We start from the raw sequence: 25,611 nt of genomic DNA on the forward strand, positions 1-25,611 counted from the left end.
ATTTGAATTTATTTTTTGAGAAATATGATGTTAGTATCTACGCAAGGTGAGTCTAGCATTATTGCTAAATACAGGCTTGATATGGGTGTAAATAGGAGTGTGGTTTTTATCTGGAGGACTTAATGAAAAAAGTTGAAGCAGTAGGCGTTGCTATTGGTAACGCTGGTAGAAGGGTAGGTTGTGCTAAAGCGCCATATGTTTTTTTGAATGCTATAAGAGATAGAAAATTAGACTCTCAGATAATCAATTATATCGGCGGTCGTACAGAGATTAAAGCGATGGCAAAATATTTTACAAAGGCTGCTAAAGCAATATCACAAAAGCTTGATGAAGGTGTTTTCCCATTAGTGTTAGGTGGGGATCATTCTTGCGCGATAGCAACATGGAGTGGGGTATATGATCACCTTAAAAAGCATGGCAATGAGTTGGGCTTAATATGGATTGATGCTCATATGGACAGTCATAGGCCAGATACATCAGAAACTGGTAATATTCATGGTATGCCAGTTGCACATTTGCTAGGTTATGGTTACCAAGAATTTAAAAACATTTTGAATAAACAACCAAAGTTAAAACCAGAAAATATAGTTTTTTTTGGTATAAGATCATATGAACCAGCAGAAGAGGAATTTTTAAACTCATTAGGTGTAAAAATTTATTATCAGAGAGATTTAAATAGCCAAAATTTTGAGCAGTTTTTTTTGAGGGAATTTGAGCGTTTAGCAAAAGTTACAAATGGAAATGTAGGAATTAGTTTTGACTTAGATGGATTAGATCCTTTAAAAATGGATGCTGTTGGCACTCCTGTGGAAAATGGTATACAGCCTGAAACATTTTATGAAACTCTTTCTAAAATAGATTATAGTCAATTAATCTGTTTTGAAGTGGCGGAATATAATCCTATGTTAGATAAAACAGGGCTTTCTCTAGAATACATGGAGAAGGTTTTAAGGCTTGTTGAGGGCAAGATCAAAAATCTAAAACTATAATAACTTTGTGTTCTATTTTTTATAACTATATAATTATCTAACCAACTCTTTATTAGCGTTTTACTCTAGATAATGACTCATAACAATATCCTTTTAATGACAGATAGCTATAAACATTCTCATCCTTTTCAATATCCGAAAGATACTAATTATTTACATTTTTACTTAGAAAGTAGAGGAGCTAACAATGCTAGTTTAGGATCTCAAACGAAATTTTTTGGGTTGCAATATTACATTAAAAAGTATTTGTCCAAACCAATAACTATAGATATGGTTGATGAAGCTGAGAACATTTTAAACGCTCATGGATTGCCATTTCATAGACAAGGGTTTGAAAAAGTAATTAGAAAATATAGTGGTTTTTTGCCTATACGTATTAGAGCTGTTAAAGAAGGAAGTGTTGTTCCAGTACATAATGTTTTGATGACTATAGAAAGTACGGATGAAGAATTATTTTGGTTACCTGGTTTTTTAGAAACTTTATTACTAAAAGTATGGTATCCAACCACTGTTGCTACTGTTAGTTTTAATATAAAAAAACTTATAAAAAAATATCTATTAGAGACAGCAGATAGTTTAGATAAGCTTGGATTTATGCTACATGATTTTGGCTATAGAGGGGTTTCATCAGAGGAATCAGCCGGCATTGGGTCAGCAGCACATCTGGTTAATTTTTTAGGTACAGATACTTTGGCAGCTTTACAGTTTTGTAAGCAATACTATTATGACAACATGGCAGGCTTTTCAATACCAGCAAGTGAGCACTCAACTATGACTAGCTGGGGTGAGGGTAGTCATTGTGAATATCATGCTTTTAAAAATATGATAGAGCAATTTGGAGATAATAGCGTACTCTATGCTTGTGTTTCTGATAGTTGGGATTTTAAACAAGCAATAAAAAGTTGGGTGGCTTTAAAAGATAAAGTAAATGCTCAAAAAGCAAACCTTGTAATACGCCCTGATTCAGGTGATGCAGTTAAAAATATTATTTATGCTTTAGAAGAGTTAGAAAAAGGCTATGGTAGCACTGTTAACTCAAAAGGTTATAAAGTAATAAATAAGGTAAGCCTAATACAGGGAGATGGAGTTAATATTCAATTGATAGATAGAGTATTGAGTCTAATGAAAGAAAAAGGATACTCTGCTGAAAATATTGCTTTTGGTATGGGAGGAGCTTTATTACAGGGTAATTTTGAGTCATCTGTAAATCGTGACAGTTTTAAATTTGCAATAAAATGTTCAGCTATAAAGCGAGAAAATAATGTTATTGGTGTACTAAAAAACCCTAGTACAGATCCTGCTAAAAAATCAAAAAAAGGTAGGTTAGACCTTATTAAAAATACTGATGGAAAGTATGAGACTATACACCTTGATGAAAATTATCAACTTGGGCAGTACCATCCTGATAGTCAGCTACTAACTTATTATGAAAATGGTCGTATTATTCTTGAACAAACCTTAGCTGAAATACGTGCACAAGATAAATTTTAAACATTTGTTAGTATTTTGGTAATTATAAACCTAAAAAAAATGTAAATTACTTAAACTCTTATAATAAATTAATTATATTTATAAAAAAATATATCAGCTAATAGTAATAACATTTGAAGTTTCACAGACGCAAAATGTCTCTAAAGTTATATTAATAATAATTTTAAATATTGTATTTTTATTTAATTTTATGTATAAATAATTTAAAACTAAAAAAATGTGTTGGCGGTGTTTAATGCGTTTTCACCCATATGAGAATAATAATGATATAACTATAGAGTATTATAAAAATAAAATATTAACAAACTTGCCAGATAAAGATGCGAGCGTGCTTTGTGAGTTGGTGTATGAGAGTATGATGCTGGAGAATATTGTTAATAATAGAGCAGGGAAAGAAAAAACTATTTCGAATCTTATTTATAACCTAGATAAAAAAACTTTAAATAAAATTTCTACGACTCTTTTATTTCAGATATAAAAGATGCCTTAGAACAATACTCTCATCACTACTATCCAATATTAGCAAAATATAAGTTAGTAGCTACAAGTTTTGATTTTGTATCAAAGACTCAATCAAATTTTTTTGGTACAGCACCAAGTTATTATGCAATTGTAGTGGCGAATGTTAATGATAAAGAGAATAAAGGTATTTATATTATTAATAGAGGTACTGACAAAGCCTGGGATTATTGGTCAGATTTAAAAATGGGTCACGGTAAATTAATACCAAGTGCTGAAATCATTCCGCATATGATAGCAGGTATAAAATTTACAGGGGAGGTATTAGCTAAATACCAAGTAAGAAGTATCGGTTTTAGCGGTCATAGTTTAGGTGGCTCAATAGCGCAAATCCAAAGCATAAGATTTTTTGATTATAAAAAAGGCTTAAGCTTAGCTCCGACTAAGTGTTTTGAGCCTTTTGGAACCAAGTCAGAGGTTGATCCAAGTTTTGGCTTTAGGTTTAAAAATAAATATTATTATTCTGATATTAACTTATGGAAGGGTTTTCGTTCTCAAGTATGTAATGTGGGTATAGATTGGAAATGTAATAGTTGGCAAGAACTAAGTGATAGATTAATCCATAAGTATCAAAGAAATGCTAAATTTATAGCAAACAATATTAAGAATTTTATAAGGCAAGGCGATATAATAGCTGAGTTGTCAGCGCAAATAGGTGATTCAATAAAATTAGCAACAAACATTAATAATAATTACTATAACTATATACCACAGCAAACAAGTGGATTAATAGCTGTACCACAGTTTTTATTTGAGTTGTTAAGAAGATTGACTATACATAAGATAGGTTGGTATAGATATAATGCATATGCTGAGAACGGTGACTTAATTCCTAATCAGATCGATAAGAAAAATCTAAAAATATTTAAGCTTTCAGCAAATTATAAAGATATACAAAGTTTTAGAGAGGCATTTAAGGATGATAACTAAGATTTCAAAAAGTTTTTATTTTTAACTTTGTTGTTAAGTATTATGTTGCTCACATCATGTGCTAAATCATTATGGCTAGGTAATAAGCTTAGTGATAAAGCAACAAAACAGCAACAAGAACAAGTTAAGCAAGAAGTTATGCAACTCCTTAAACAAGAATATAATCAGCCATTTAAATTATTAAATTATAAGTATGAATATAAAAAACATTATGATTTGGGTGGTAATTGTCACTATTGTGATGTTGTGAAATATGGTACATATTATTTCAAAATACAAGCTCTAGATAATCCAATTATAGTTATGAATTTTAGAATTGATGATATAAAGAAATCATCAACCAATGAATTGTTAGAGGATTTTAAAAAGAATCTGTTGGTTAATCTGTATTGTGGAATAGGGGTAGCTGATTATTATATTAAAGCTAGAAAAGAAAAAATTGTAGTAGACCATAAAAACTTAGAAAAAGCAGAAAAGTATTGCCAATCTAGAAATCAACAGGAGCAATATACTTTTTTCAAAAAAACATATGAAAAAGCAAAATGATATGCTTTAGTGATATTAGTTTATGAGCCCCCAATAGTGTGAATTCAAATGGTAAAATTTTTGAGTAAAAACAACTTAAACTTAGCGCCTAATGAGCTTAATGAATTGCTTTTAGAATCAACCTAAACGTTGAGAGGTACAATTTAGCAAACATTAAAATTAAATAGTCCCTCTCTTCATAGTCTCAAAGAACTCTTCATTTGTTAATGTGCCTTTCATTTTTTCAGTCAAAAATTCCATAGCTTGAACATCTTCCATACCACCAAGAATCTTACGTAAAATCCAAAGCTTCTGCAATTCTTCTGGAGTAGTAAGTAGCTCTTCTCTACGCGTACCAGACCTATCAAAGCTAATCGCAGGATACACGCGACGCTCAGCAATCTTACGATCAAGGTGTAGCTCCATGTTACCAGTACCTTTGAACTCCTCGAAAATAACCTCGTCCATCTTAGAACCTGTTTCTACAAGGGCTGTAGCAATGATTGTTAGGCTACCACCTTCAGCAGTGTTACGAGCAGCACCAAAGAATCTTTTTGGCTTTTGTAAAGCGTTTGCTTCAACACCACCAGATAGCACACGACCAGATGCTGGTGATACAGTGTTATAAGCACGTGCAAGCCTTGTGATAGAGTCTAGTAGGATTACAACATCTTGTTTATGCTCGACTAGTCTTTTAGCTTTTTCTATCACAATTTCAGCTAATTGAACGTGGCGTGCAGCAGGCTCATCGAAAGTACTAGCTACAACTTCACCACGTACTGAACGTTGCATTTCAGTTACTTCTTCAGGGCGTTCATCAATTAAAAGCATAATTAAGTTACATTCAGGATGGTTTTTAGCAATTGAGGTTGCGATATTTTGCATCATAATTGTTTTACCAGTTTTAGGTGGTGCCACAATCAAACCACGTTGACCTTTACCGAATGGGGCTGCTAAATCTATAACCCTGGCTGTGAGATCTTCACTAGAACCGTTGCCGATCTCCATGGTTAGCCTTTCTTTAGCATACTCTGGCGTTAAGTTTTCAAAAAGAATCTTTTTTCTAGCAAGTTCAGGAGAATCAAAATTAACACTATCGATGTGTTTAACAGCAAAGTATTTTTCGCTATCACGAGGAGGTCGAATTTTACCAACAATACTATCACCAGTGCGTAGGTTTAGTTTTCTAATAAAAGCAGGTGATACATAAATATCATCTGGACTGGCAAAGTATGAGCTATCAGAAGATCTTAAAAAACCATAACCGTCTTGTAAAACTTCAAGAATACCTTCACCATAAATGTCCTCGCCATTATCAGCATGGTATTTTAAGATAGAGAAAATAAGTTCTTGTTTTCTTGCACGTAGTGACTCAAGATCTAAGCTTTGAGCTATATCCATTAGCTCGTTTACAGATTTATACTTTAATTCATTTAAATTCATTCGTGATTCTCTGTTTGTATATATTGTAAATAATAATAGGTTGAACGAAGCTATGACTTATAGATACTTATCTAAGATTGATACAAGTTGACTTTTTTGTACTACACCAACTTTAGTTTCTTTATGTCCACCATCTTTAAAAACCATAAGAGTAGGAACACCACGAACGGCAAATTTTGTTGCAGTTTCTTCATTATCATCAATATTTATCTTACAAACTTTGATTTTATCACCGTAGTGTTCAACTACTTGGTCAAGTATAGGAGACAGCATTTTGCATGGCCCACACCAAGGAGCCCAAAAATCTAATAAAACTGGGATATTGCTGTTTAACACTTCATCTTGAAATTGGCTGTCTGTTATATTGATGCATTTTGACATAATTTTGTTTTTCCTTTATTTTAATACATTGATTTTATAAAAAGCTGATTTTTGTAGGATTACTTTAAACTAGTTATGGATTTGTTTTTTATATAAAGACTAGTTTAGTTGTTAAATTTATAATGTTCATTATAAACAAAAAAACTCTTCAAACAAATTTTTTTAGCTATTTTGCTGATATTTTTTTATAATGAGTAATAGTAACAAAAGTAGGTTTTAAAAATGTCTAAGATAGTAGCTACCATAGATTTAGGTTCAAATAGTTTTCACATGCTTATAAGTGAGATCAAAACTAGTGGTGAGGTAGTTATACTCTCTAAACAAAAACAAAAAGTACAACTAAGAGCAGGATTAAATAACAATCTTACAATAAGTAAAGAAGCGCAAGACCGTGCTATTGAATGTCTAGAGTTCTTCGCAAAGGAAATAAAAGCTTATAATGTAGAATACATTAGGGCTGTAGGAACTTATACTCTAAGAAAAGCCAAGAATAACATTAAAGGGTTTAAAAAAAGGCTTGATAAGGCATTAGGCACAAAAATAAAAATTATTTCAGGTGCAGAAGAGGCAAGATTAGTTTATGTTGGTGCTAGAGATAACCAAGATATTCATCAGAAGACTTTAGTTATAGACATCGGAGGTGGCTCAACTGAGCTTGTAATTGGTAGAGGTAATAAAATACTGATAGCGCGTAGCTTGGATATGGGTTGTGTGGGGATGCAGAAAGATTTTTTTGGCAATGATAAGTTGGATTTTAGTAATTTTTACACAACAGTTGCTAGAGCTAAAAAGATATTAGGACCGATTATTCTTAAATATAAAAAAGTTGGTTGGGATGTGGTATTAGGATCTTCGGGAACAATTATATCAGTAACGAATATTTGTCAGCAAATGACAGGGTCATCAGCTATTACTAAAGAATTTCTGAACAATTTGATCACCATGATGATGGATAAGAGGCAAGTTGAAAATATCAGCTTTGAAGGTTTGCGTGAAGACAGAGAAAGTGTATTAGCTGGTGGTGTGGCTATCCTATATGCGATATTTGACTGTTTGGGAGTTTCTCAAATGAATTTATCAAATGGTGCGGTACGAGAAGGTATGCTTTATGAGTTGGTTAAGAGTAAGTATAAGATTGTTATAAACTAAATTGAAAATAGTAAGTAAATTATAATAAAAAATTGTCATTTCCACGAAAGAGGGAATCTTTTAAATCATAGCCAATAGTAAAGAGGTTCCGGATCAAGCCAGAAATGACACAACATTTTAGAATTCATTACATGTTTTTATAAGGCTTAAAATATGAAACACATTCCACTAGCTGCTAGATTGCGACCACAAAATATTGAGGAAGTAGCTGGGCAAGAGCATCTACTTACTGAAAATGGCGTTTTAACCAAGATATTTAGTAAAGCTGATAGTGTTTGTTCTCTAATCTTATGCGGCAAAACAGGTGTTGGTAAAACTACTGTTGCAAGGATTATAGCTAAATCAAAAGACTTGGAATTTTTTGAATTATCAGCTGTAGACTCAGGGGTGAAAGAGGTTAAAAAAATAATAGCTGATAACGAGCATTTAGATAGTTTTGTTTTATTCTTAGATGAAATTCATCGCTTTAATAAATCTCAACAAGATTTGCTTTTGCCGTATGTGGAGTCAGGAAGAATAATTTTAATAGGGGCTACTACCGAGAATCCAACTTATTACTTAAATGATGCTTTAATCTCTCGAGTGTTTATACTACGATTAAAAAGACTAGATCAATTAGGTACGCAAAACTTAATTCAAAGGGCACTAAAACAAGATGCTATACTTTCAAAATATAATATTTCTTTAGAAAACGATCTTACTAGCGCGATATATAATTATAGTGAAGGCGATTGTCGTAAGATTTTAAACTTAGTAGAAAGAATGTTTTTGATTAGTGACCAGTCAGATACTATTGTTTTCAACAAAGAGTTGTTTGATAAGGCTGTTGGTGAAACAACTAGAAATTTTCACCGTGATGGTAAAGAATTTTATGAGCAATTATCAGCTTTTCATAAATCTATAAGAGGGACTGATTCTGACGCGGCTATATTTTGGTTAGGGTTGATGTTAGAAAATGGAGTAGATCCTTTAGTTATAGCTAGAAGAATGCTTTGTATAGCTTCTGAAGATATTGGTAATGCTGATCCACAAGCTTTAAGAGTCGCGTTAGATGCTTGGAATGCTTATGAGAAACTAGGTATGCCTGAAGGTAGGTTAGCTTTATCTCAAGCAGCTATATACCTAGCAGTAGCACCTAAAAGTAATGCTTGCTATAAGGCATATAAGAAAGCTTTAGAGGTAATTAAGAGTAAAGGAAATATAGATGTACCTCAACATCTTAAAAATTATAAAGACAGCAAATACTTATACCCTCATGATTACCCAAACTCGTATGTGAAGCAACAATATTTACCTGTAGATATAGATCAGCATTTTTATACACCCACAGCAAATGGTTTTGAAAGTAAGATTAAAACAAAGCTTGATAGTATAAATAAAATAAGGCTCAATTAATCTATTAAAAAATTGAATTTATGTGTTATAATCTTTGGAATTGAAAATATCTCTACATAAATATACTTGGTTTCTCAACAACTATGGCTATAGAAAATTTACTACACCCTACTAATATTAAGATAAATGACTACGGTAAAAATGCAACTAAATTCTCTTTTGAAGCGCTAGATAGAGGTGCTGGTTACACTCTTGGTTTTGCCTTAAAGCAGACTATGCTTTACTCTATTGGCGGAGCGTGTATTACTAGTATCAAAATTAACGATGGTAAAGTTACTTCTTTAGAAGATATAATTCCATGTGAAGAAACTGTTGCTGATATTATCCTAAATGTTAAAGCTCTTGCTGTAACATTAGCTGATAATGTAGATACAGGAACTATTATTTTTGATTTATCAGGTTCTGCTGAAGAGATTTTTTCTGAAGAAGCTAAATTAACTGAAGGTTTGACTATAAATGAAGATGTGTTTATTTGTAGCTACATAGGTGGTAAAAAACTTAAAATAGAAGCTAAAGTTGAAAAGGGCGTTGGCTATAGACCAGCATTAGAAAGTTTCAAAGATGGTGAATTCTTGCTAGATGCTACTTTTTCGCCAGTCACTTTTTGTGAGTTTGAAGTTAAAAATGCCCGTGTTGGCAGACGTACAGATCTTGATAGTTTAGGCTTTGATATTAAAACTAATGGTAATATAACTTCTCAAGATGCTTTAAGACTAGCAGCTGCTAAGATTCAAAGTCAATTAGTTAATGTGGTTAATGTTGATGAAATAAACCAAGGTGTTTTTGTAGAAGACCCTACTAAAAATATAGATCCTTTATTGTTAAAGCACGTTGAAGAGTTGAATCTAACAGCAAGATCCTCAAACTGTTTAAAAGCAGTAAATATTAGGTATATAGGTGAGCTTGTACAAAAAACAGAAACAGAGTTACTAAAAGCACCAAATTTTGGTAAAAAATCTTTAAATGAAATCAAAGATAAATTAGTAGAATTGGATTTATCTTTAGGTACTATCATAAATAATTGGCCAGAAGGCTTATAATAGTTTATAATAAAACAACCATTCTTGCCGGAGTGGTGAAATTGGTAGACGCGCCGGATTCAAAATCCGGTTCTGGCAACAGAGTGCCGGTTCGAGTCCGGCCTCCGGCACCATCTTATATATTTAATTTCAAAGTAGCATGTCTAAAACGTTATTAAAATTAAAAAATAACTAGTTGTATAAGCTTCATAACACCAGTTATAAATGGATCCATAATATAAAATAAAAGATTTGAGCCAGCAAAAGGGATGATAATTAGTACCAATAGAATAATAAACCCATAGTGTTGGTAACTATTATATTTATGGGCTGCGTTAGGTGATAAAAATGCTGAAATAACTTTACTACCATCTAATGGTGGAATTGGTAGCAAATTTAACACCATTAAAACTACATTTATCATCACACCATATAAAGCCATGCTCTGAAAATAAGGACGTAAAGTTACGTATTTGGCAACTAAAGCCCAAAGTAAAGCCATTAGAAAATTTGTCATAGGACCAGCTAGAGCAACTAAAGCCATATCTGAACGAGGATTTTTAAGCTTACTGTAATCAACAGGTACAGGTTTTGCCCAACCAAAGATAAAAGGAAAGCCAGCAGTAAGTGATGATAATAACATAAGCCCAGGAACTAGAATTGTGCCTATTAGATCTATATGAGGTACAGGATTAAGCGTTACACGACCAAGCATATAAGCTGTATTATCTCCGCGTAATTTTGCTACAAGCCCATGAGCAGCTTCATGCATAGTTATAGCAAATATTAGAGGAATACCAGCCATTAAGATAGTTAAAAGTAGTTGATTTATATCCATGATTAATAATTATTTTTTAAATGTTAAAAGAATTATAGTACTTGTTAGGGTAAATATGAAGCTGTAAGATATTTAAAGAAATATAAGTAGGGACAATCTTATTGATGCAACCATTAGATATAAAGGAAATGCCTTTAACCGGTCGCCATATTATAGAAGCTAGTGCCGGTACTGGTAAAACTTATAATATTACAGAACTATACGTTCGCTTATTATTGAAGAAAAACCTTTTACCTAAAAATATCCTTGTGATGACATTTACGAAAGATGCTACTCAAGAAATTATTGGTAGAGTAGAAAGTAAAATTAGAGAAAAGTTAACAACTTATGATAATAATTCTTCAGAGCGTAAGCACCTAAAAAAAGCACTTTTAGAAATAGATGAGGCTGCTATTTTTACCATACATGGATTTTGTAAAAAAGTTCTAAGTGAGCAAGCTTTTGCAAGTGGTATAGATATGGATGTATCTATGGAAGTTGATACATCCGAGCTATTATTAGAAGCCACACGGGAATATTTTCGTAAATACATTAACTCTAACGAAGCAAAGTTTAATCTGCTTAGGTCTGCAAATTGGCACACTCCTGAAAATTTTATAAATGGATCTGGTCAAAGCTCTAAAGGTTTCAGGGAGGTTATACTTTCTAATAATGAAATTGAAGCTTTATCTTTTGAGGTTATTGAAAAACAATTATATGAAGAGAAGCTAAAAGCTTTTGAAGAGGTCTCTATTCATTGCGATTTTATATTTGAGAAATTAGTAAATAATCATAGTAAGAAGAGTGAAAGAGAACAAGAATGGAACATTATAAAAGAATGGTGTTTAGATTATAAGTTAACTAGTATTCCTAAAGAGCTTTTAAATTTTGTAAATGGTAATCGTTATAGAAACTTAAAAGAAGAGTTTGAGCCGATTTTTTGTAATTTAAAAGCACTTAAAGATAAATACATTAAAGAAATTAAAGATATTGATACTTACAAGCAGGTTTTCAAAGCATATGTTTTAGCAAAACAAATTTGTTTGGATATTAGAGAAGAGTTCAAAAACCTTAAAGCCAAAAACGCTGTTTTAGATTTTGACGATTTGATTATAAAGTTACGAGACGCTCTAAAAACTTCGCAAGAGTTAGCATTATTTTTACAAAAAGAGTATCCTGTAGCACTAATTGATGAATTTCAAGATACTGATAATGAGCAATATGAAATATTAGATACTATTTATCCCCTTAAAAAAGAAGAGCTATTTTTAGTGATGATAGGTGACCCTAAACAGGCTATTTATAGATTTAGGGGTGGAGATATCTATACTTATCTAAGAGCTAAGCAAAGTGCAAAATATATTTGGACAATGGATACAAATTGGCGCTCTACTAATCAGATGATAGCAGCTTATAATAGATTATTTTATAAAAGTGACATTTTATCAGCATCTAAAGATTATAAAGAAGATGTTTTTAGTCAAGGTATTGGTTATCAAGTAATCAAAGCTGCTAAAACTTTAGGTGAGAGAAACTTTGATGATAACTTGGCAGCAATTAACTATTTTCTTTATGATCCAAAGCATGAGGATGCTGAAAAAAACCTAACAACAGATGATTTAAGACTACAACTTGCTAAGTGGACAGCAAGTGAGATAGTTAAATTATTAAAAACTCAAAAAGTCCAAGAAGAAGATATAGCTATATTAGTACAAAATTCAAACCAAGCTAAACTTATTACAGAAAACTTAAAGGAAGTTGGTCTTAGTTCAGTATATTTAAGTGAAAGAAGTAATATTTATGCTACAGATGAGGCTTGTCAGTTATATACTTTATTAAATGGTCTTAGCAATCATCAAGACCAAAAACTCCTAAGGCAAGCTTTAGCTACAGCATTTTTTGGTAAAACGGCAGATGATTTTTTAGATTATAGAAGCTTTGATACAAGCTTGAAATGGCAGCAAATAGTCGAAAGAGTTAAGCAATTAAGGAAAATATGGTTTACTCAAGGTGTTATGGCTTTGATTATGGAGCTTTTGCATAATGATTTTGTTGTCCGAGAATTTAACAAAGAAAGAATCCTTACAAATATTTTACATTTAGCAGAGTTAATAAAAATAGCTGAAAACAAGTATAAATCAAAAGATCAGCTTATTAATTGGTTAGAAAAGCAGATGAATAATCAAAGTTCATCAGGTCAAACTGAACTTAGGCTAGAAAGTGATGAAAAGCTAATAAAAATAGTTACTATTCATGGCTCTAAAGGCCTTGAATATCCTGTAGTTTTTGTGCCATTTGCTAGTGATGCTAAACTAGAAAAAAACTCTCCTATAAATAAAATTAGTATGCTTGAGAAAACTTACTATCAGATCGGTGAAGACCAGTTAGTTATAAAAAACATTCGATTACAAGGCTTAGAAGAGGCTATGAGGCTTTTATATGTAGCAGTTACTAGAGCAGTTGATAGATGCTATATTGGTGTTGCTAATTTTAATAAGTCACAATATAGTCCATTAGCATTATTTTTGGAGTATACAGAGACTGCTAGCTGGAAAGATAAGATTCAAAAAGTGACGAATAATCCAAATAATTATAGTGAGTTAATAATTTTTGATGAGATCGATTTTATTGGATATAAATCTAGAAATAGCTCTATAGATTTAGATAAGCTTGTAGCAAAAAGATTTACAAAAAAGGTTGAAAAAGATTGGCAGCTGATGTCATTTTCAAGTATTACTAGATCAATTCATACCCAATATGAACAGCCCTTAGATTTTAAAATTGATGAATTAAAGGAAGATGATAAAGGTACCAACACTAGTTCAGAACTAAAATTTAGGGCGGCCAAAGGAGCTGATACAGGTAATTTACTACATAATATACTTGAGTTAAGTGACTTTAGTAAGCCTTTAGATGATCAGATAATAAAAGAACAAATGATGATTTATAAGGTTATAGAGGAAGCTGATTTTGTTCATTTAAAGGCTTGGATAGAAGAGATTGTACGAGCTGATATTCCAAACTTATATAAAAGAGATAATTATTTCAAGTTGCAAAATTTAACTATGGAAAGAACCTTAAGAGAGGCTGAGTTTTATTTGCCTGTAACGAATGTATCACTATTTAAAAAAGATATTTACCAAATTTTAGCTAAGTATAGAAATTCAAATAGTTTAGAGTGTGATTACCAAAGATTATTTGGGATGTTACATGGCTTTATAGATCTTATATTTGAGTATGAGGGACGTTTCTATGTGGCTGATTATAAAACTAATTACCTGGGTGATAAAATAAGTGACTATAATCAAGAGGCTATGGAAATAAAAAATCAGCAAAGCATGTATGATTTACAATATTTAATATATGGTGTAGCACTACACCGCTTTTTACGACAAAATCTAGAAAATTATGAATTTGATAAAAACTTTGGTGGAGTGTATTATTTTTATTTAAGAGGTTTCAAGGATGGATACGGTGTTTATAGTGTTATTTTAGAAAAGCAAATCGTTCTAACCTTAGACAGTTTGTTTGGAGAGGATAATGGTTTATAAAACTCTTAAAGACTGTCAAAGCTATTTATCAGACATACAGGCTATAGATTATTTTCTTGCAAAAGAAATTTCTGATTTCTTAAACAACGATAACCCTGATATTTTTCATCTTTTAATCGCTTTAAGCGAAAGTTATAGACAAGGTCATAGCTGTTTAGATTTAATTGAGATAGCAGATCAAACTTTATGGTCTGAACCTCAACAAGATACATCCAAAGTGGGTTATAAATTTGAAAGCTTGGCTAAGTTACAGCAAAAAATTGAAAGCTTGAACCTTGCTAGTAAAGAATATCCAATAGTTTATAAATTTGACTGCTTATATTTTAGAAGGCTATGGTTATATGAAAATGAAATTGCAGAAGTTGTATCCAGTAAATTAAAACTAGACCTTAAAAATTTAGATTTTGAAAAAGCTAAAAAAATATTAAAAGAGTTATTTGATAAGTCTGAGACTATTAATTACCAAAAGATAGCAGTAGCAAATAGTCTTATTAGAGGTTTTAGTATTATCTCTGGAGGCCCTGGTACAGGGAAAACTACTACTATCATGAAGCTTTTAATAGCCCTAGAATATATAAATTCAAATACTAAGTTAAGCATTCAAATATTAGCCCCTACGGGTAAAGCAACTAATAGATTAATAGAATCATTAGAACTAGATCAACTTAATGTCAATACTGATATAGAAATTATGACAGTACATCGATTTTTGGGTGTGCGAAATAATTCTTCTAAACTTAAATACCATAAAGACAATCTAGCTGATTGTGATGCTTTGATTATAGATGAAGCATCTATGCTAGATATAGGTTTGTTCGTGAAAATTCTTCAAGCGATTAAACCTAGTTGCAAACTTATATTAGTTGGAGATGTTAATCAACTACCTGCAGTAGAAGTTGGTAATTTATTAGTGGAATTTACTAAAATAAAAAGTATTAGAGATAATCTTAATGAGACTAAGAAAGTTATTGGCCAAGTAACTGGCTACAGTGATTTTGAGCTGATTAATGAATGTATCATATATCTACAAAAAAATTACCGTTCAAATAGAGTGATATCCGAATTTGCTAACAGTATAATTAATGAAAATTATAAAAATTTGTATTCCGAAAGTAATATTTATGGTTCAATAAATTTCCATTCACTTAGTAAACTAGACGTTGTTTTATCTGATTTTGTCCATAAATATTATATTAAACTTTCGAAACTTAAGGATGTTAAAAAATCTTTTGAAATTTTAAAATCTTTCAGGATATTGTTGGCTAATAAAAATACTCAGATAGGAGTAGATAACTTTAATAAGAAGATAGTAAAACTTTTAGGTAAAAAAGATACTGATTATTATGATGGTAAGCCGATTATGATAACAGAAAATAATTATACTCTAGACGTTTTTAATGGAGATGTCGGTTTGGTTTATAATCAAGAGGTTTATTTTGAAAATTCAAATACTGGTTTTAAAAAAATAAATATATCTCTGCTACCAAAGCATGAAATAGCATATGCAATGACAATACATAAAGCTCAAGGTTCCGAGTTTGATGAAGTAATGCTAATTTTGCCTCAAAAAGCAAATAAAATTCTTTCAAATAAGCTAGTTTATACTGGCGTAACTAGAGCTAAGCTAGCTGTTACTATAGTTTCAGATAAAGAAATATGGGAATATGCTATTACAAACAATCCAGGAAGGTTCTCCAATATCTCTAAACTAATAGATTTAAATCCTGTTAAAAAGTAATATAAAATGTTGAGTATATATAAACTATGTGTTATAAATAATACATATGTGAGAGGCTTTTTGTTAATGACCTACTCAAAATTGAATAAACTATGAGGAGATGTATCATGAAAAAAATTACATTAATCGTTCTAATATCTAGCATATTAGCTTCATGTGTATCAACATACCAACCGTTACCTGCTGATAACAAACCTACTGAGCAACAAACAGCTAAGTAAAGGAGAGTATTTATGAAAAAAATCGCAATAATTATTTTATGTTCTATAGTCTTAAGCTCATGTGTAACAAGTAATCAATGTCCAACTAAAACTGATTCAAATGGTGCAAAATACCTAGATAAAAATGACTGTATACAAAAAACTTACTTAGCTGGACTTATTCCTATTGATTAAAGTTCACTTAAATAAAATTTTTTAATTACTCTTTCAAATTACTTCAAAAACGCGCTAAATCTTTTTATTTACTAAAAATTAGCTATTTAATTTTTTGGTTTAAAAAAAACCTAAATAAAAATTTGTTTTTTATGAATTTAGAGTACCTTAGATTGACTAATATAGGTAAAAAACCTTTGTAATTTAAAGGCTTGGGCTGCAGTTTAAGTTTACAGACATATAAAGCTACTTATAAGTTAGGACAAACCAGTCTATTCAGCTGTGGCATAATTTTTTTTAACTTGAAAGTTAAATAATTTTTCCCTTAAAATTAAACTCTAAAATTTGCTGTATAAAAAGTTATAGCCATTTCTTGATAGCTTGTAATATCAAAGTGAGGGCTCAAACTATACTACTCTATAATATCGATATTTATAGTTGGTTGTAACAGTAATAAAACCTAAGTTTAAGGGAGACTTATTTATGGCAAACCAATACACAGGTAATTTTGAACTAATAATTCAGGATAGATTTAATTGTTCAGCTGAAGAGGTATTATTAAAATGTCAAAAACAAGGACTTAGTTACCAAGACGCTGAAAAAGTACTTGGATTTAAACATGTAACTATTAGAAAATGGGCAAAAAGGTTTGGTATTAAATTGCCTGCTAGGTTTAGAACTCAAGAGAATCAGTTCAGAGAAAACCAAAATGAAGAAGCTTATATTAATGAATGTAGGTCAAAAAGAGTAAGTAATTCAAATATCTTTAGTCGTTGTTGGGTTAACGTAAAACTTTATTCAGTAATAAAGGCTAAGTTTTGATTAACGTGAATAGGGGTATTGTTGTTTTTAAGTGTAAAGGCTACATTGTCGTTTGGCAATAATAGTATGATGGTTGAACCAAAATTAAACCATCCTAAGATATCTCCCTTTTTAAACTCAAGGTTATATTTACTATCATTATAAAACCAAGTTTGTATTTCACTGTAGTAATTAGGAGCTATCTTGCCATGCCAAATAGTTTCAATTCCAGCAACTAATAATGCCCCAACAAATATTACAGCAACTTCTCCAATTTTTGTATCAAAGTAGCAAATTAATCTTTCATTTTTAGCGAAAATATTATCTACTTTCTCAGTAGTAAGTTTATTAACCGAAAATAATTTGCCAGGTATATAAACCATTTTAGTAAGTTTTCCATCAATAGGCATATGCACACGATGATAGTCACGAGGTGATAAATATATAGTTGCAAATTTAGTGAAGTGAGTTTTAGAACTATTTGCGATTAGCTTATCAAGAGAAAATAATTTTCCTTTAGCCTGTATGAGTGTTGTTCTATTATCTATTTGTCCAAACTGGCTTAGTACACCCTCAGCCGGAGAGCTGATTACTTTAGGATCATCTTCTAGTGGTCTAAAGTCATCTGCCAATTCTCTGGTAAAAAAGTCATTAAAAGAATTATACTTGCTAATTTCAGAGTACTTTGCTTCCGCTAAATTTATCTTAAATTTTTTAACAGCAGCATTTATTAGGAAATTCTTTATAAACTTGTTTTTTGAGTTAGCTAATTTGCTTACCAGGCGTGATATAAAACCATGAGGTAGAATATACTGTATAAATATAAATAAAAAATCTTGCATAACCTTCCTATGTTGTCTACAACCTAAGCTTTTTATTATATTTAAGTATAGCACTGTGTTATAATGTTTAGCTAACAAATTTTGTTAAGTTAATTAGTGTTAAACAATGAAAAAAATAACCAAAATAGTAGTTTTGGTAAGTTTTGTTACTTTACTACAAGGTTGCTCGATGAATCAGGTAGAGAACGATTTTTCTTACGAAAGTTTATCAGATACTGTTGAAGGTTCTCCATTTAGAAATAGAAAGCTTGATTATGCCCGAGCAGAAGTAGTTGAAAACCCATCTTTAAAAATGCCTGCTGGCTTAAATGGTGAACTAATAGATCCTAAGTTTACCTTACCAGAAGGTGATAATACTTTTGCCAAGTCTCAAGTAGAAGAAGCAGAAAAAGGAATGCTGCCTCCAAATTACAATGATAAATTTGATATGAGTAAGATAGTAGCTGATCAAATATCTAAAATATCTATCAGTGTAGTTTATGATGATAAAGGAGCGCTTAAGCTAGTATTTCGTGAACCGTTGCTAGTAACTATTAATTTGTTAGAAAGCTATTTTAAAAACTATTCGGACCGTTATGAAATTTTATCGTTAGAAGATAAGGTCTTAACAGGACATATTATAACAGTTAAAGATAATACAAAAAATTTAGTTTTTGTTATAAAAGTACGTAAAATAGATGAGTTATCAAGTCTCGTGACTGTACCGGCGGTATTTAATGCTGATGGTAAAACTTTGGCAGATAACCATATAGATCAGGAGGTTGGATTATTAAATCAAATTCGTAAAGCCTTGGATGGACAAGTACTAAAAAGTCAGGATAATATCAATTTAGCAAAAGCTGCCCAAGCTAGTGTTACTTCAAGTTCATTAAAGCCTTCAAGTTTATCAGATACATCTAATAGTAAGTCTGGTTTAGGTGGTTTGGCAGGAGCAATAAGCTCTATAGGTTTTGGTTCGTATGATAGAACTATTCAAAAAAGTAAACAACAAGATACTGATGATAATATTGAAAGTCAAGATAACTATACTAATATAACAGCACCGTCTGGTAGTCAGGTATATAATAGCGATGTTACACCACAAGTTTTAAGCACATAGGCAGAAAAATGTATGATGTATCAGTGTTTATAGGGCGTTTTCAACCTTTTCACAAGGGGCATTTGCATAATATTTTAAAGGCTCTATCTCTTAGTAAAAGAATAATTATAAACGTGGGAAGTTCTTATTGCGCTTCTAATATAAAAAACCCGTTTTCTTTTGAGCAAAGAAAGCAGATGATAGAAGCTGATTTAGATATTTTAGGTATAGATCTAAGCTTGGTAGAGATAGAACCTTTGGCTGATTATTACTACCAAGAGCAAAAATGGGAAGATGATTTACGTGCTAATGTAAATAAACATACTGTATTTAATGATAGCATAGTAGTAGTAGGACATGAAAAGGATGCATCAAGTTACTATCTAAAAAGCTTCAGTGAGTGGGACTATTTATCCGTTGATAATTATAAGAAGTTCAATGCAACAAATTTTAGGAAGCAGTATTATAAAGGTACCATTTTAGCAGAATACATGTGTTGTGAAGACCCAACAGCTGGTACTTACAAAATGCTACAGGAATTTATGCTTACCGATCAGTACCATCTTTTAAAAGAAGAGAATCAGCTAGTAGTAGACTATAAAGCTAAGTGGGCATTTGCACCACATAAACCAATATTTGTAACTGTAGATGCTTTAGTTATGGTAAATGATCATGTTTTACTTATTCAAAGAAAGCAAGCTCCAGGTAAAAATTTATGGGCATTGCCAGGTGGATTCCTGGATCATGGGGAATTTATCGCACAAGCAATAGTTAGAGAGCTATATGAAGAGACAAATATAGATATATCTACAGAACAGCTGGCTTTAGCTAATAGAGGCAATTTTGTTTTTGATTATCCATCACGTTCTATAAGAGGGCAAACTATTACACACGTTGGTTTATTTGTATTAGAGGGGTATAATAGTCTACCAAATATAGCGCCAGCAGATGATGCTAAAGGTGCAAAATGGATTGATATAAAGTCTATAGTAGAAAACATGTATGATAAAATGTTTGATGATCATTACCAGATAATCACTATTTTGTTAGAACAATGTGGCAAAGTATTATAAGGAGATTTTTATGAGCTTATCAGTAGTGATCTTAGCAGCAGGCAAAGGATCTAGAATGAATTCAAATAAACCTAAAGTTTTACAGACTTTAGCTTCTAAACCATTGATAAAACATGTTATTGAGTCTGTGGAGAAATTAAATCCTACTAATATTGTAGTAGTAAATGGACATCTAAAAGAGCAACTTGAGCAAACACTTTCCAATAGAAACATTACTTTTGTACATCAGGCTGAGCAGTTAGGTACAGGTCATGCCGTGTTACAAGCCTTACCGTATCTGCAGGAGCAAAAAGTACTTATACTTTACGGGGATGTACCACTTATTTCAACTGAGGTTTTAGATAACTTAGTAAGTACTACCCATAATCATGATTTGGGAGTTTTGACAGCATTTGTTGATAACCCATCTGGGTTAGGACGTATAGTAAGGGATAAATTTGGAGCTGTGACTGGTATAGTCGAAGAAAAAGATGCTAATGATGTCCAGCGTCAAATAAAAGAGATTAATACAGGCATATACTGTGTTCATAAAAACTTATTGCAACAATGGTTACCTAAGCTACAAGCAAATAACGCCCAAGGAGAATATTATTTAACAGATATAGTTACATTTGCAAAAAATGACTCAGTTTCTATAAATGTAACTCATCCGATAGAAGAGTTCGAAATTTTAGGTGTCAACGATAGGGCTCAATTGGCAAATTTAGAAAGAGTATGGCAGAGAAATGTAGCAGAAAAAATTATGGCACAAGGTGTGAGTATTGCTGACCCAAATAGATTTGATGTTAGAGGTAATCTAGAAGTTGGTAAAGACTGTTGGATAGATATAAATGTAATAATTAAAGGAAATGTAAAATTAGGCAATAATGTTGTTATTGGAGCTAATTGTATCCTCAAAAACTGCACGATTGAGGATAATGTTAAGATAAAGGCAAATAGCATGATAGATGGTTCTATTGTTAGAAATGGAGCTATAGTTGGACCCTTTGCACGAGTGCGTCCAGAATGTGATATTAAAGAAGAAGCAGTTATTGGTAATTTTGTTGAGACTAAAAAAGTCACTCTTGGTAAGGGGTCAAAAGCTTCACACCTTACGTATCTTGGAGATAGTGAGATAGGGCAAAATTGCAATATTGGCGCAGGGGTAATTACTTGTAACTATGATGGAGCAAATAAACATAAAACAATAATTGGGGATTATGTTTTCGTAGGTTCAGATTCACAACTTATAGCACCTGTCAATATTGGTCAAGGAGCTACAATAGGAGCAGGATCAACGATAGCTAAAGATGTGCCTGCTGATAATCTAGCAATTTCACGAGCTAGACAGCGTCATATAGATACATGGGAAAGGCCTGTTAAAAAAGTTACTAAGTAAGATAAATAAAAAAATCATAGGGTATATTAATTTATGTGTGGGATAGTCGGAGCAAATTCAACGAGAAATGTAACAAACATTTTGATTGAAGGGCTTAAAAAGCTAGAATATCGTGGTTATGACTCAGCAGGTCTTGCTGTAATAAGCGATAAAATAGATGTGTGTAAAGAAGTTGGTAAAGTTGTAGAGCTTGAAAAATCAGTTCATGCTTTAGTAGGGCAGTTAAAGGGTAATATTGGTATTGCTCATACTCGATGGGCGACTCATGGTAAGCCATCTAAAGCCAACTCTCATCCTCATGCATCAAATAATTTTTGTATAGTTCATAATGGTGTAATAGAGAATTTTGCAGAATTAAAAAAGTCTCTAATTGCTGAAGGTTACGCCTTTAAATCAGACACTGATACAGAAGTGGTAGCACATTTACTAGATAGAGAGTGGAGTGATGATAAGACGATAATAGAAAACATAAAACATACTGTTTCAATGTTAAAGGGTGCTTATGCTCTAGCTATAATTTCACAAAAATTCTTAGACAAGATTGTAGCTGTTCGTTCGGGGTCTCCATTGGTTATAGGAGTTGGCATTGATGAGAATTTTATTTCATCAGATGCTTTGTCATTGCTTCCAGTTACAAATAAGTTTTCTTACCTTGACGAAGGCGATATTGCGATAATTTCTCGGGATAATATAGAGGTGTTTGATAGTCAAGGGGCACCTAAAAACCTTGAAGTAGAAGAGTATAACTACTCTTCTATGAGTACCTCAAAAGATGGTTATAAGCACTATATGCTTAAAGAAATATATGAGCAGCCAGAAGCAATATCAAATACTATTACATCAAGCCTTAGTGAGGATGGCGAAATTTGTTTAGAAAATTTCAATAAACAGACACAAGAGCTGTTTGAAAAAACACAACATATCTGTATAGTTGCTTGTGGTACAAGTTACAATGCTGGTTTAACAGCAAAATATTGGATAGAGAAGTACGCTAAAATTCCATGTAGTGTAGAGATTGCTAGTGAGCTTAGATATCGAGATAATGTTGTAGTAGATGGATCTTTGTTTGTGAGTATTTCTCAATCTGGAGAGACAGCTGACACTTTAGAGTCACTAAGAAAAAGTAAAAAACAAAATTACATAGGGAGTATGTGTATATGTAATGTGCCAAATAGCTCTCTTGTGCGTGAGTCAGATGTTGTTTTTATGACTAAAGCAGGAGTGGAAATTGGTGTAGCATCTACAAAAGCTTTTACTACACAACTGGTGGCTTTAGCTTTATTTACATTAGTTATGGCAAAACTAAAAGGAAAACTTTCAGATAGCGAATTATCGCGTTATACACAAGAGTTAAAAAACATTAGAGCTTTAGCTTTAGGAGCCCTTAAGCTAGATGCTGAAATTGATGGAATAAGTGAGTATTTTTCTGATAAGGAACATACGATATTTTTAGGTAGAGGATTGTATTTTCCAATAGCTATAGAAGGAGCACTTAAACTAAAAGAAATATCTTATATACATGCAGAAGCTTACCCATCAGGAGAGTTAAAGCATGGTCCTTTAGCTTTAGTGGATAAAAATATGCCAATTGTGGCAGTAGTACCTAATGATGAGTTATTGGATAAAACTTTATCTAACCTCCAAGAAGTTCATGCTAGAGGAGGCAAGCTTGTTCTTTTCGTTGACAAAGCAATAAAAGATAGAGTTAGCTTTGATAACAGTATAGTGTTAGAGCTAGATGCAGGTAGTGACTTTAGTGCTCCGATCGTATTTACTATACCATTACAACTTCTTTCATATCATGTGGCTATTATCAAAGGTACAGATGTTGACCAACCTAGAAACCTAGCAAAATCTGTAACAGTTGAGTAGCTAGGGTGCAAACTTTTTTTGATGCCGTTTAATATTTTAATACAGGTATAAGGGATTAAGACTTTGGCTATTATTTAAGAACAAATAAATTTGATGGCTACTTATATTGGTTTTTATTCTGCAACGGTTTTCTTCTGTCCTGGGTTACTTATTGTTACTTTACCAGTCATGCTTGTATAAATACAATAAGAACAACTATTAGCTCTAACAACTGGCAAACCTTTAACTTGAGATTTTTGAGCTAACTGTAACCAAGGTGAAACAATAGGTATACAAGGCTGTGGCATACCTGTTGCCATCACAACTGGGTGCATAGGATTTTTGCATGTACCAAATGATGGGATATTAAGGTAAGGAATAAAGTTAATAGGTAATGTGGGAGCCAATTTTTCTATAAAAACACCTGTAGGGAGTACATTTAAAGGCATTTCAGAAGACCCAAAAGAACATTTAACTTTAGCACCAGAAACTACGTATAATTCTTTTGAACCAGAAGTAGTACTACGATTTTTACCAAGTAAACCAATCACACACGCAGGCATAGCAACTGAAGAAACCATTAAGTTAGGTATATCTAACGTAGGTATATTTAACGTAGGCGTATCTAACGTAGGTGAAGCTAATGACAAATCCATAACCCTAGTATTAAGAGAGAGTAAATTAACAGCTAGCTTAGCTGTACCAAATTGGCTATCTATGGACGGTATAGGCGTATCCAATTTATTTAACCAGCCTGAAAGTTTGGGTGATAAGTTAGGACATGAACCAAAATCATTAAGTAGCGAAGCTAATTTAAATTTTGAGTCTAAAAGTAAGTCTGGCAAATCTAAAGATGGTAAATCTAAGGTTGGTTGATCTAAAACAGGTAAATCAATTGAGAGGTCTGCAGGAAGTTCTGGTAATAAATCTTGTATATCTGGAATTAGAAACGATGGTAGAGCTGGTGTCATTCCTAAATCTAACTTCATATTTGGATGATCTAAGTCACAAAAAGAACTGTGGATGTCCCCACTTAAGGCGTCCATTTGATTTAACACATTAGCATTTATATCCATATCATTTATATTAATATTCTGTAGATTTTGAGTATCGAGTAGTTGCTGCATATCAGAAACTTTACTATTTAAATCGACTAACTCTTCTCCTAAAGGGTTGATTTCAGAAAGTTGATTTATATTATCTAAGCTTGAAGTAAATTCTTCAAAACTTGTATCAACATTTGCTATTTCAAGCTGGAATTCTGGTTTTTCAAAATCAGAACAGCAATTTGCAGTACTTAAAAAATCTAATTTTTGATTGATATTGTTTAGACTAGTTAAAGATGTAAGAGAATTTTGTAATAAATCAGGATTGATGCTATTGGTTTGATTAAGTAATAAGCTATTATTTATTTTAAGATTCTTAACATCTGTAACTTGGGAGCTTAATGTATTAATTAAAGAACTTACTTTGTCAACACTAACCTCGTCATTAACGTTACCTTTAAAATTATTTTTAAAATTTGATATGGTATAATAAGCTTCTACATTTTTATCTGCATATCCCTTTATGTTAGGGTTATTTTTTATCTGTTCAAAATGCTGTAAGGAATTAAGTATACTATTTTTTATTTTTTCTACATCAGGGTTAGCAGAGTTTTTGGCTAAATAAGAGCCTAGTTTATTAATTTCAATGTTGTATGAGGTAGCCGGCTGAAACAATTCGTTGTCTAGAAGAATTTGAGGTGCGGTAATATTAAATAATGCGTTTGAATTATTAATTATATTTTGTAATATGGCAACTCCAGGAGCTACAACATCGACACTATGAGCTTGGATGGCATTACCTAAAGCTTTATAATTAATTTTATATAACTCTTCTCTGGATATTTGTTGAAAATCTATCTCGTTAAATATTCCTTTTAGCTCTATATTGGGAGAACGATTCAAGTTTTCATCTGCTAACGTTAGTAACTTGTGTAGATCTGTCTCTATAGATTCCATTAAGCCATCAGTATATCCATCATCTAAAAAAGTAAGTTTTTGGTCAGATAATTTTTGGTAGATATCTTCCAGATTATCCGTTGGAATTTTGCTAAGAAAATTATCATACTCAACGAAAGTTTTTTCTTTTTCCAGTAATTTATTTAAATCAATAGTTTTAGCAACCTCTGAAGGTAACTTATTATAAACTTCTTCAAGTTTAGCTATAGTAGCTTTAGACTTATTAATGTCAAACATAAAATAATCCTGTATTAAATTGTTATA

At 31.7% G+C, this 25,611-nt stretch carries 21 protein-coding genes and 1 tRNA gene; 17 read left to right on the forward strand and 5 right to left on the reverse strand.

The annotated features are described in order from the left end of the window. Positions 1–122: 122 nt before the first annotated feature. The 5 genes from E3E15_RS01600 to E3E15_RS01620 all read left to right on the forward strand — a co-directional run bounded on the left by E3E15_RS01600 (position 123) and on the right by E3E15_RS01620 (position 4,475). The gene (locus E3E15_RS01600; protein WP_172106342.1) at positions 123–989 is read left to right on the forward strand and encodes an arginase; all 867 of its coding nucleotides are present in this window, start codon (positions 123–125) and stop codon (positions 987–989) included. 72 nt (positions 990–1,061) lie between these two features. Beyond that, complete coding sequence (locus E3E15_RS01605; protein ID WP_172106343.1) at positions 1,062–2,480, forward strand: nicotinate phosphoribosyltransferase; 1,419 nt, start codon at positions 1,062–1,064, stop codon at positions 2,478–2,480. Between the two features lie 235 nt (positions 2,481–2,715). Continuing rightward, entirely contained in the window at positions 2,716–2,958 is a 243-nt protein-coding gene (locus E3E15_RS01610) for a hypothetical protein (RefSeq protein WP_172106344.1), read from the forward strand. Positions 2,959–3,095: 137 nt separating this feature from the next. Next, on the forward strand, positions 3,096–3,929 hold the full coding sequence (locus E3E15_RS01615) for a lipase family protein (protein WP_172106345.1): 834 nt from the start codon (positions 3,096–3,098) through the stop codon (positions 3,927–3,929). Positions 3,930–3,971: 42 nt separating this feature from the next. Further along, positions 3,972–4,475, forward strand: a complete 504-nt coding sequence (locus tag E3E15_RS01620; RefSeq protein ID WP_172106346.1) for a hypothetical protein — start codon at positions 3,972–3,974, stop codon at positions 4,473–4,475. A 159-nt stretch (positions 4,476–4,634) separates the two neighbouring features. Here the strand turns inward: E3E15_RS01620 and rho are convergent, their stop codons facing one another. Then, positions 4,635–5,897, reverse strand: a complete 1,263-nt coding sequence (gene rho / locus E3E15_RS01625) for a transcription termination factor Rho (RefSeq protein ID WP_035721246.1) — start codon at positions 5,895–5,897, stop codon at positions 4,635–4,637. 57 nt (positions 5,898–5,954) lie between these two features. After that, entirely contained in the window at positions 5,955–6,278 is a 324-nt protein-coding gene (trxA, locus tag E3E15_RS01630) for a thioredoxin (protein WP_035721249.1), read from the reverse strand. 222 nt (positions 6,279–6,500) lie between these two features. On the opposite strand from trxA, the gene E3E15_RS01635 reads away from it, so the two are divergent. The 4 genes from E3E15_RS01635 (at position 6,501) to E3E15_RS01650 (ending at position 9,975) form a co-directional block, all read left to right on the forward strand. Then, positions 6,501–7,427: a Ppx/GppA family phosphatase gene (locus tag E3E15_RS01635; protein ID WP_172106347.1), complete on the forward strand. Its 927-nt coding sequence runs from the start codon at positions 6,501–6,503 to the stop codon at positions 7,425–7,427. 153 nt (positions 7,428–7,580) lie between these two features. Next, positions 7,581–8,822 (forward strand): replication-associated recombination protein A, encoded by a 1,242-nt coding sequence (locus tag E3E15_RS01640; RefSeq protein ID WP_035721256.1) that lies wholly within the window; start codon positions 7,581–7,583, stop codon positions 8,820–8,822. Between the two features lie 83 nt (positions 8,823–8,905). After that, positions 8,906–9,862 (forward strand): DNA-directed RNA polymerase subunit alpha, encoded by a 957-nt coding sequence (locus E3E15_RS01645; RefSeq protein WP_172106348.1) that lies wholly within the window; start codon positions 8,906–8,908, stop codon positions 9,860–9,862. Between the two features lie 26 nt (positions 9,863–9,888). Next, positions 9,889–9,975: transfer RNA gene (locus tag E3E15_RS01650), tRNA-Leu, on the forward strand. Between the two features lie 47 nt (positions 9,976–10,022). Here E3E15_RS01650 and E3E15_RS01655 read toward each other — a convergent pair. Then, a complete protein-coding gene (locus E3E15_RS01655; protein ID WP_172106349.1) occupies positions 10,023–10,679 on the reverse strand; it encodes a site-2 protease family protein in 657 nt (218 codons plus the stop codon). 104 nt (positions 10,680–10,783) lie between these two features. Here E3E15_RS01655 and recB point away from each other — a divergent pair, with 104 nt between their 5' ends. From recB to fevR, 4 genes are all read left to right on the forward strand, one after another. Then, positions 10,784–14,209 carry an exodeoxyribonuclease V subunit beta gene (recB, locus tag E3E15_RS01660; protein ID WP_172106350.1) on the forward strand — a complete coding sequence of 1,142 codons (3,426 nt, stop codon included), beginning with the start codon at positions 10,784–10,786 and terminating at the stop codon, positions 14,207–14,209. Continuing rightward, entirely contained in the window at positions 14,199–15,947 is a 1,749-nt protein-coding gene (recD, locus tag E3E15_RS01665) for an exodeoxyribonuclease V subunit alpha (RefSeq protein WP_172106351.1), read from the forward strand. Before recB ends, recD begins: the two co-directional genes overlap by 11 nt. A 233-nt stretch (positions 15,948–16,180) precedes the next feature. Beyond that, a complete protein-coding gene (locus E3E15_RS01670; RefSeq protein ID WP_172106352.1) occupies positions 16,181–16,342 on the forward strand; it encodes a hypothetical protein in 162 nt (53 codons plus the stop codon). Positions 16,343–16,804: 462 nt separating this feature from the next. Continuing rightward, positions 16,805–17,143 carry a transcriptional regulator FevR gene (gene fevR, locus E3E15_RS01675; protein ID WP_035721268.1) on the forward strand — a complete coding sequence of 113 codons (339 nt, stop codon included), beginning with the start codon at positions 16,805–16,807 and terminating at the stop codon, positions 17,141–17,143. Here the strand turns inward: fevR and asd are convergent. Continuing rightward, positions 17,116–17,964 carry an archaetidylserine decarboxylase gene (gene asd, locus E3E15_RS01680; protein ID WP_172106353.1) on the reverse strand — a complete coding sequence of 283 codons (849 nt, stop codon included), beginning with the start codon at positions 17,962–17,964 and terminating at the stop codon, positions 17,116–17,118. The two genes, fevR and asd, sit on opposite strands and share 28 nt — an antisense overlap. 106 nt (positions 17,965–18,070) lie before the next feature. Here asd and E3E15_RS01685 point away from each other — a divergent pair, with 106 nt between their 5' ends. From E3E15_RS01685 to glmS, 4 genes are read left to right on the forward strand one after another with little or no spacing between them, the layout of a single operon-like run. After that, a complete protein-coding gene (locus E3E15_RS01685; protein WP_035721275.1) occupies positions 18,071–19,063 on the forward strand; it encodes a hypothetical protein in 993 nt (330 codons plus the stop codon). An 8-nt stretch (positions 19,064–19,071) separates the two neighbouring features. Continuing rightward, positions 19,072–20,115: a bifunctional nicotinamide-nucleotide adenylyltransferase/Nudix hydroxylase gene (locus E3E15_RS01690; protein ID WP_172106354.1), complete on the forward strand. Its 1,044-nt coding sequence runs from the start codon at positions 19,072–19,074 to the stop codon at positions 20,113–20,115. 10 nt (positions 20,116–20,125) lie between these two features. After that, a complete protein-coding gene (gene glmU, locus E3E15_RS01695) occupies positions 20,126–21,493 on the forward strand; it encodes a bifunctional UDP-N-acetylglucosamine diphosphorylase/glucosamine-1-phosphate N-acetyltransferase GlmU (RefSeq protein ID WP_035721280.1) in 1,368 nt (455 codons plus the stop codon). Between the two features lie 33 nt (positions 21,494–21,526). Beyond that, positions 21,527–23,365, forward strand: coding sequence for a glutamine--fructose-6-phosphate transaminase (isomerizing) (gene glmS / locus E3E15_RS01700; RefSeq protein ID WP_035721282.1), 1,839 nt, complete (start codon positions 21,527–21,529; stop codon positions 23,363–23,365). A 113-nt stretch (positions 23,366–23,478) separates the two neighbouring features. Here glmS and E3E15_RS01705 read toward each other — a convergent pair whose 3' ends face one another. Then, the gene (locus tag E3E15_RS01705; RefSeq protein ID WP_172106355.1) at positions 23,479–25,584 is read right to left on the reverse strand and encodes a DUF4280 domain-containing protein; all 2,106 of its coding nucleotides are present in this window, start codon (positions 25,582–25,584) and stop codon (positions 23,479–23,481) included. Positions 25,585–25,611 lie beyond the last annotated feature (27 nt).

The sequence above is a fragment of the Allofrancisella frigidaquae genome, from assembly GCF_012222825.1.
Classification (GTDB): Bacteria; Pseudomonadota; Gammaproteobacteria; order Francisellales; family Francisellaceae; genus Francisella; species Francisella frigidaquae.

Coding starts and splice junctions, on each gene's coding strand:
- E3E15_RS01605 (WP_172106343.1), top strand. CDS start 1,062: ATGACTCATAACAATATCCTTTTAATGACAGATAGCTATAAACATTCT.
- E3E15_RS01655 (WP_172106349.1), bottom strand. CDS start 10,679: ATGGATATAAATCAACTACTTTTAACTATCTTAATGGCTGGTATTCCT.
- E3E15_RS01685 (WP_035721275.1), top strand. CDS start 18,071: ATGAAAAAAATAACCAAAATAGTAGTTTTGGTAAGTTTTGTTACTTTA.
- E3E15_RS01610 (WP_172106344.1), top strand. CDS start 2,716: ATGCGTTTTCACCCATATGAGAATAATAATGATATAACTATAGAGTAT.
- E3E15_RS01635 (WP_172106347.1), top strand. CDS start 6,501: ATGTCTAAGATAGTAGCTACCATAGATTTAGGTTCAAATAGTTTTCAC.
- recB (WP_172106350.1), top strand. CDS start 10,784: ATGCAACCATTAGATATAAAGGAAATGCCTTTAACCGGTCGCCATATT.
- E3E15_RS01670 (WP_172106352.1), top strand. CDS start 16,181: ATGAAAAAAATCGCAATAATTATTTTATGTTCTATAGTCTTAAGCTCA.
- E3E15_RS01645 (WP_172106348.1), top strand. CDS start 8,906: ATGGCTATAGAAAATTTACTACACCCTACTAATATTAAGATAAATGAC.
- rho (WP_035721246.1), bottom strand. CDS start 5,897: ATGAATTTAAATGAATTAAAGTATAAATCTGTAAACGAGCTAATGGAT.
- E3E15_RS01690 (WP_172106354.1), top strand. CDS start 19,072: ATGTATGATGTATCAGTGTTTATAGGGCGTTTTCAACCTTTTCACAAG.
- trxA (WP_035721249.1), bottom strand. CDS start 6,278: ATGTCAAAATGCATCAATATAACAGACAGCCAATTTCAAGATGAAGTG.
- recD (WP_172106351.1), top strand. CDS start 14,199: ATGGTTTATAAAACTCTTAAAGACTGTCAAAGCTATTTATCAGACATA.
- E3E15_RS01600 (WP_172106342.1), top strand. CDS start 123: ATGAAAAAAGTTGAAGCAGTAGGCGTTGCTATTGGTAACGCTGGTAGA.
- fevR (WP_035721268.1), top strand. CDS start 16,805: ATGGCAAACCAATACACAGGTAATTTTGAACTAATAATTCAGGATAGA.
- E3E15_RS01640 (WP_035721256.1), top strand. CDS start 7,581: ATGAAACACATTCCACTAGCTGCTAGATTGCGACCACAAAATATTGAG.
- E3E15_RS01705 (WP_172106355.1), bottom strand. CDS start 25,584: ATGTTTGACATTAATAAGTCTAAAGCTACTATAGCTAAACTTGAAGAA.
- E3E15_RS01620 (WP_172106346.1), top strand. CDS start 3,972: ATGTTGCTCACATCATGTGCTAAATCATTATGGCTAGGTAATAAGCTT.
- glmU (WP_035721280.1), top strand. CDS start 20,126: ATGAGCTTATCAGTAGTGATCTTAGCAGCAGGCAAAGGATCTAGAATG.
- glmS (WP_035721282.1), top strand. CDS start 21,527: ATGTGTGGGATAGTCGGAGCAAATTCAACGAGAAATGTAACAAACATT.
- asd (WP_172106353.1), bottom strand. CDS start 17,964: ATGCAAGATTTTTTATTTATATTTATACAGTATATTCTACCTCATGGT.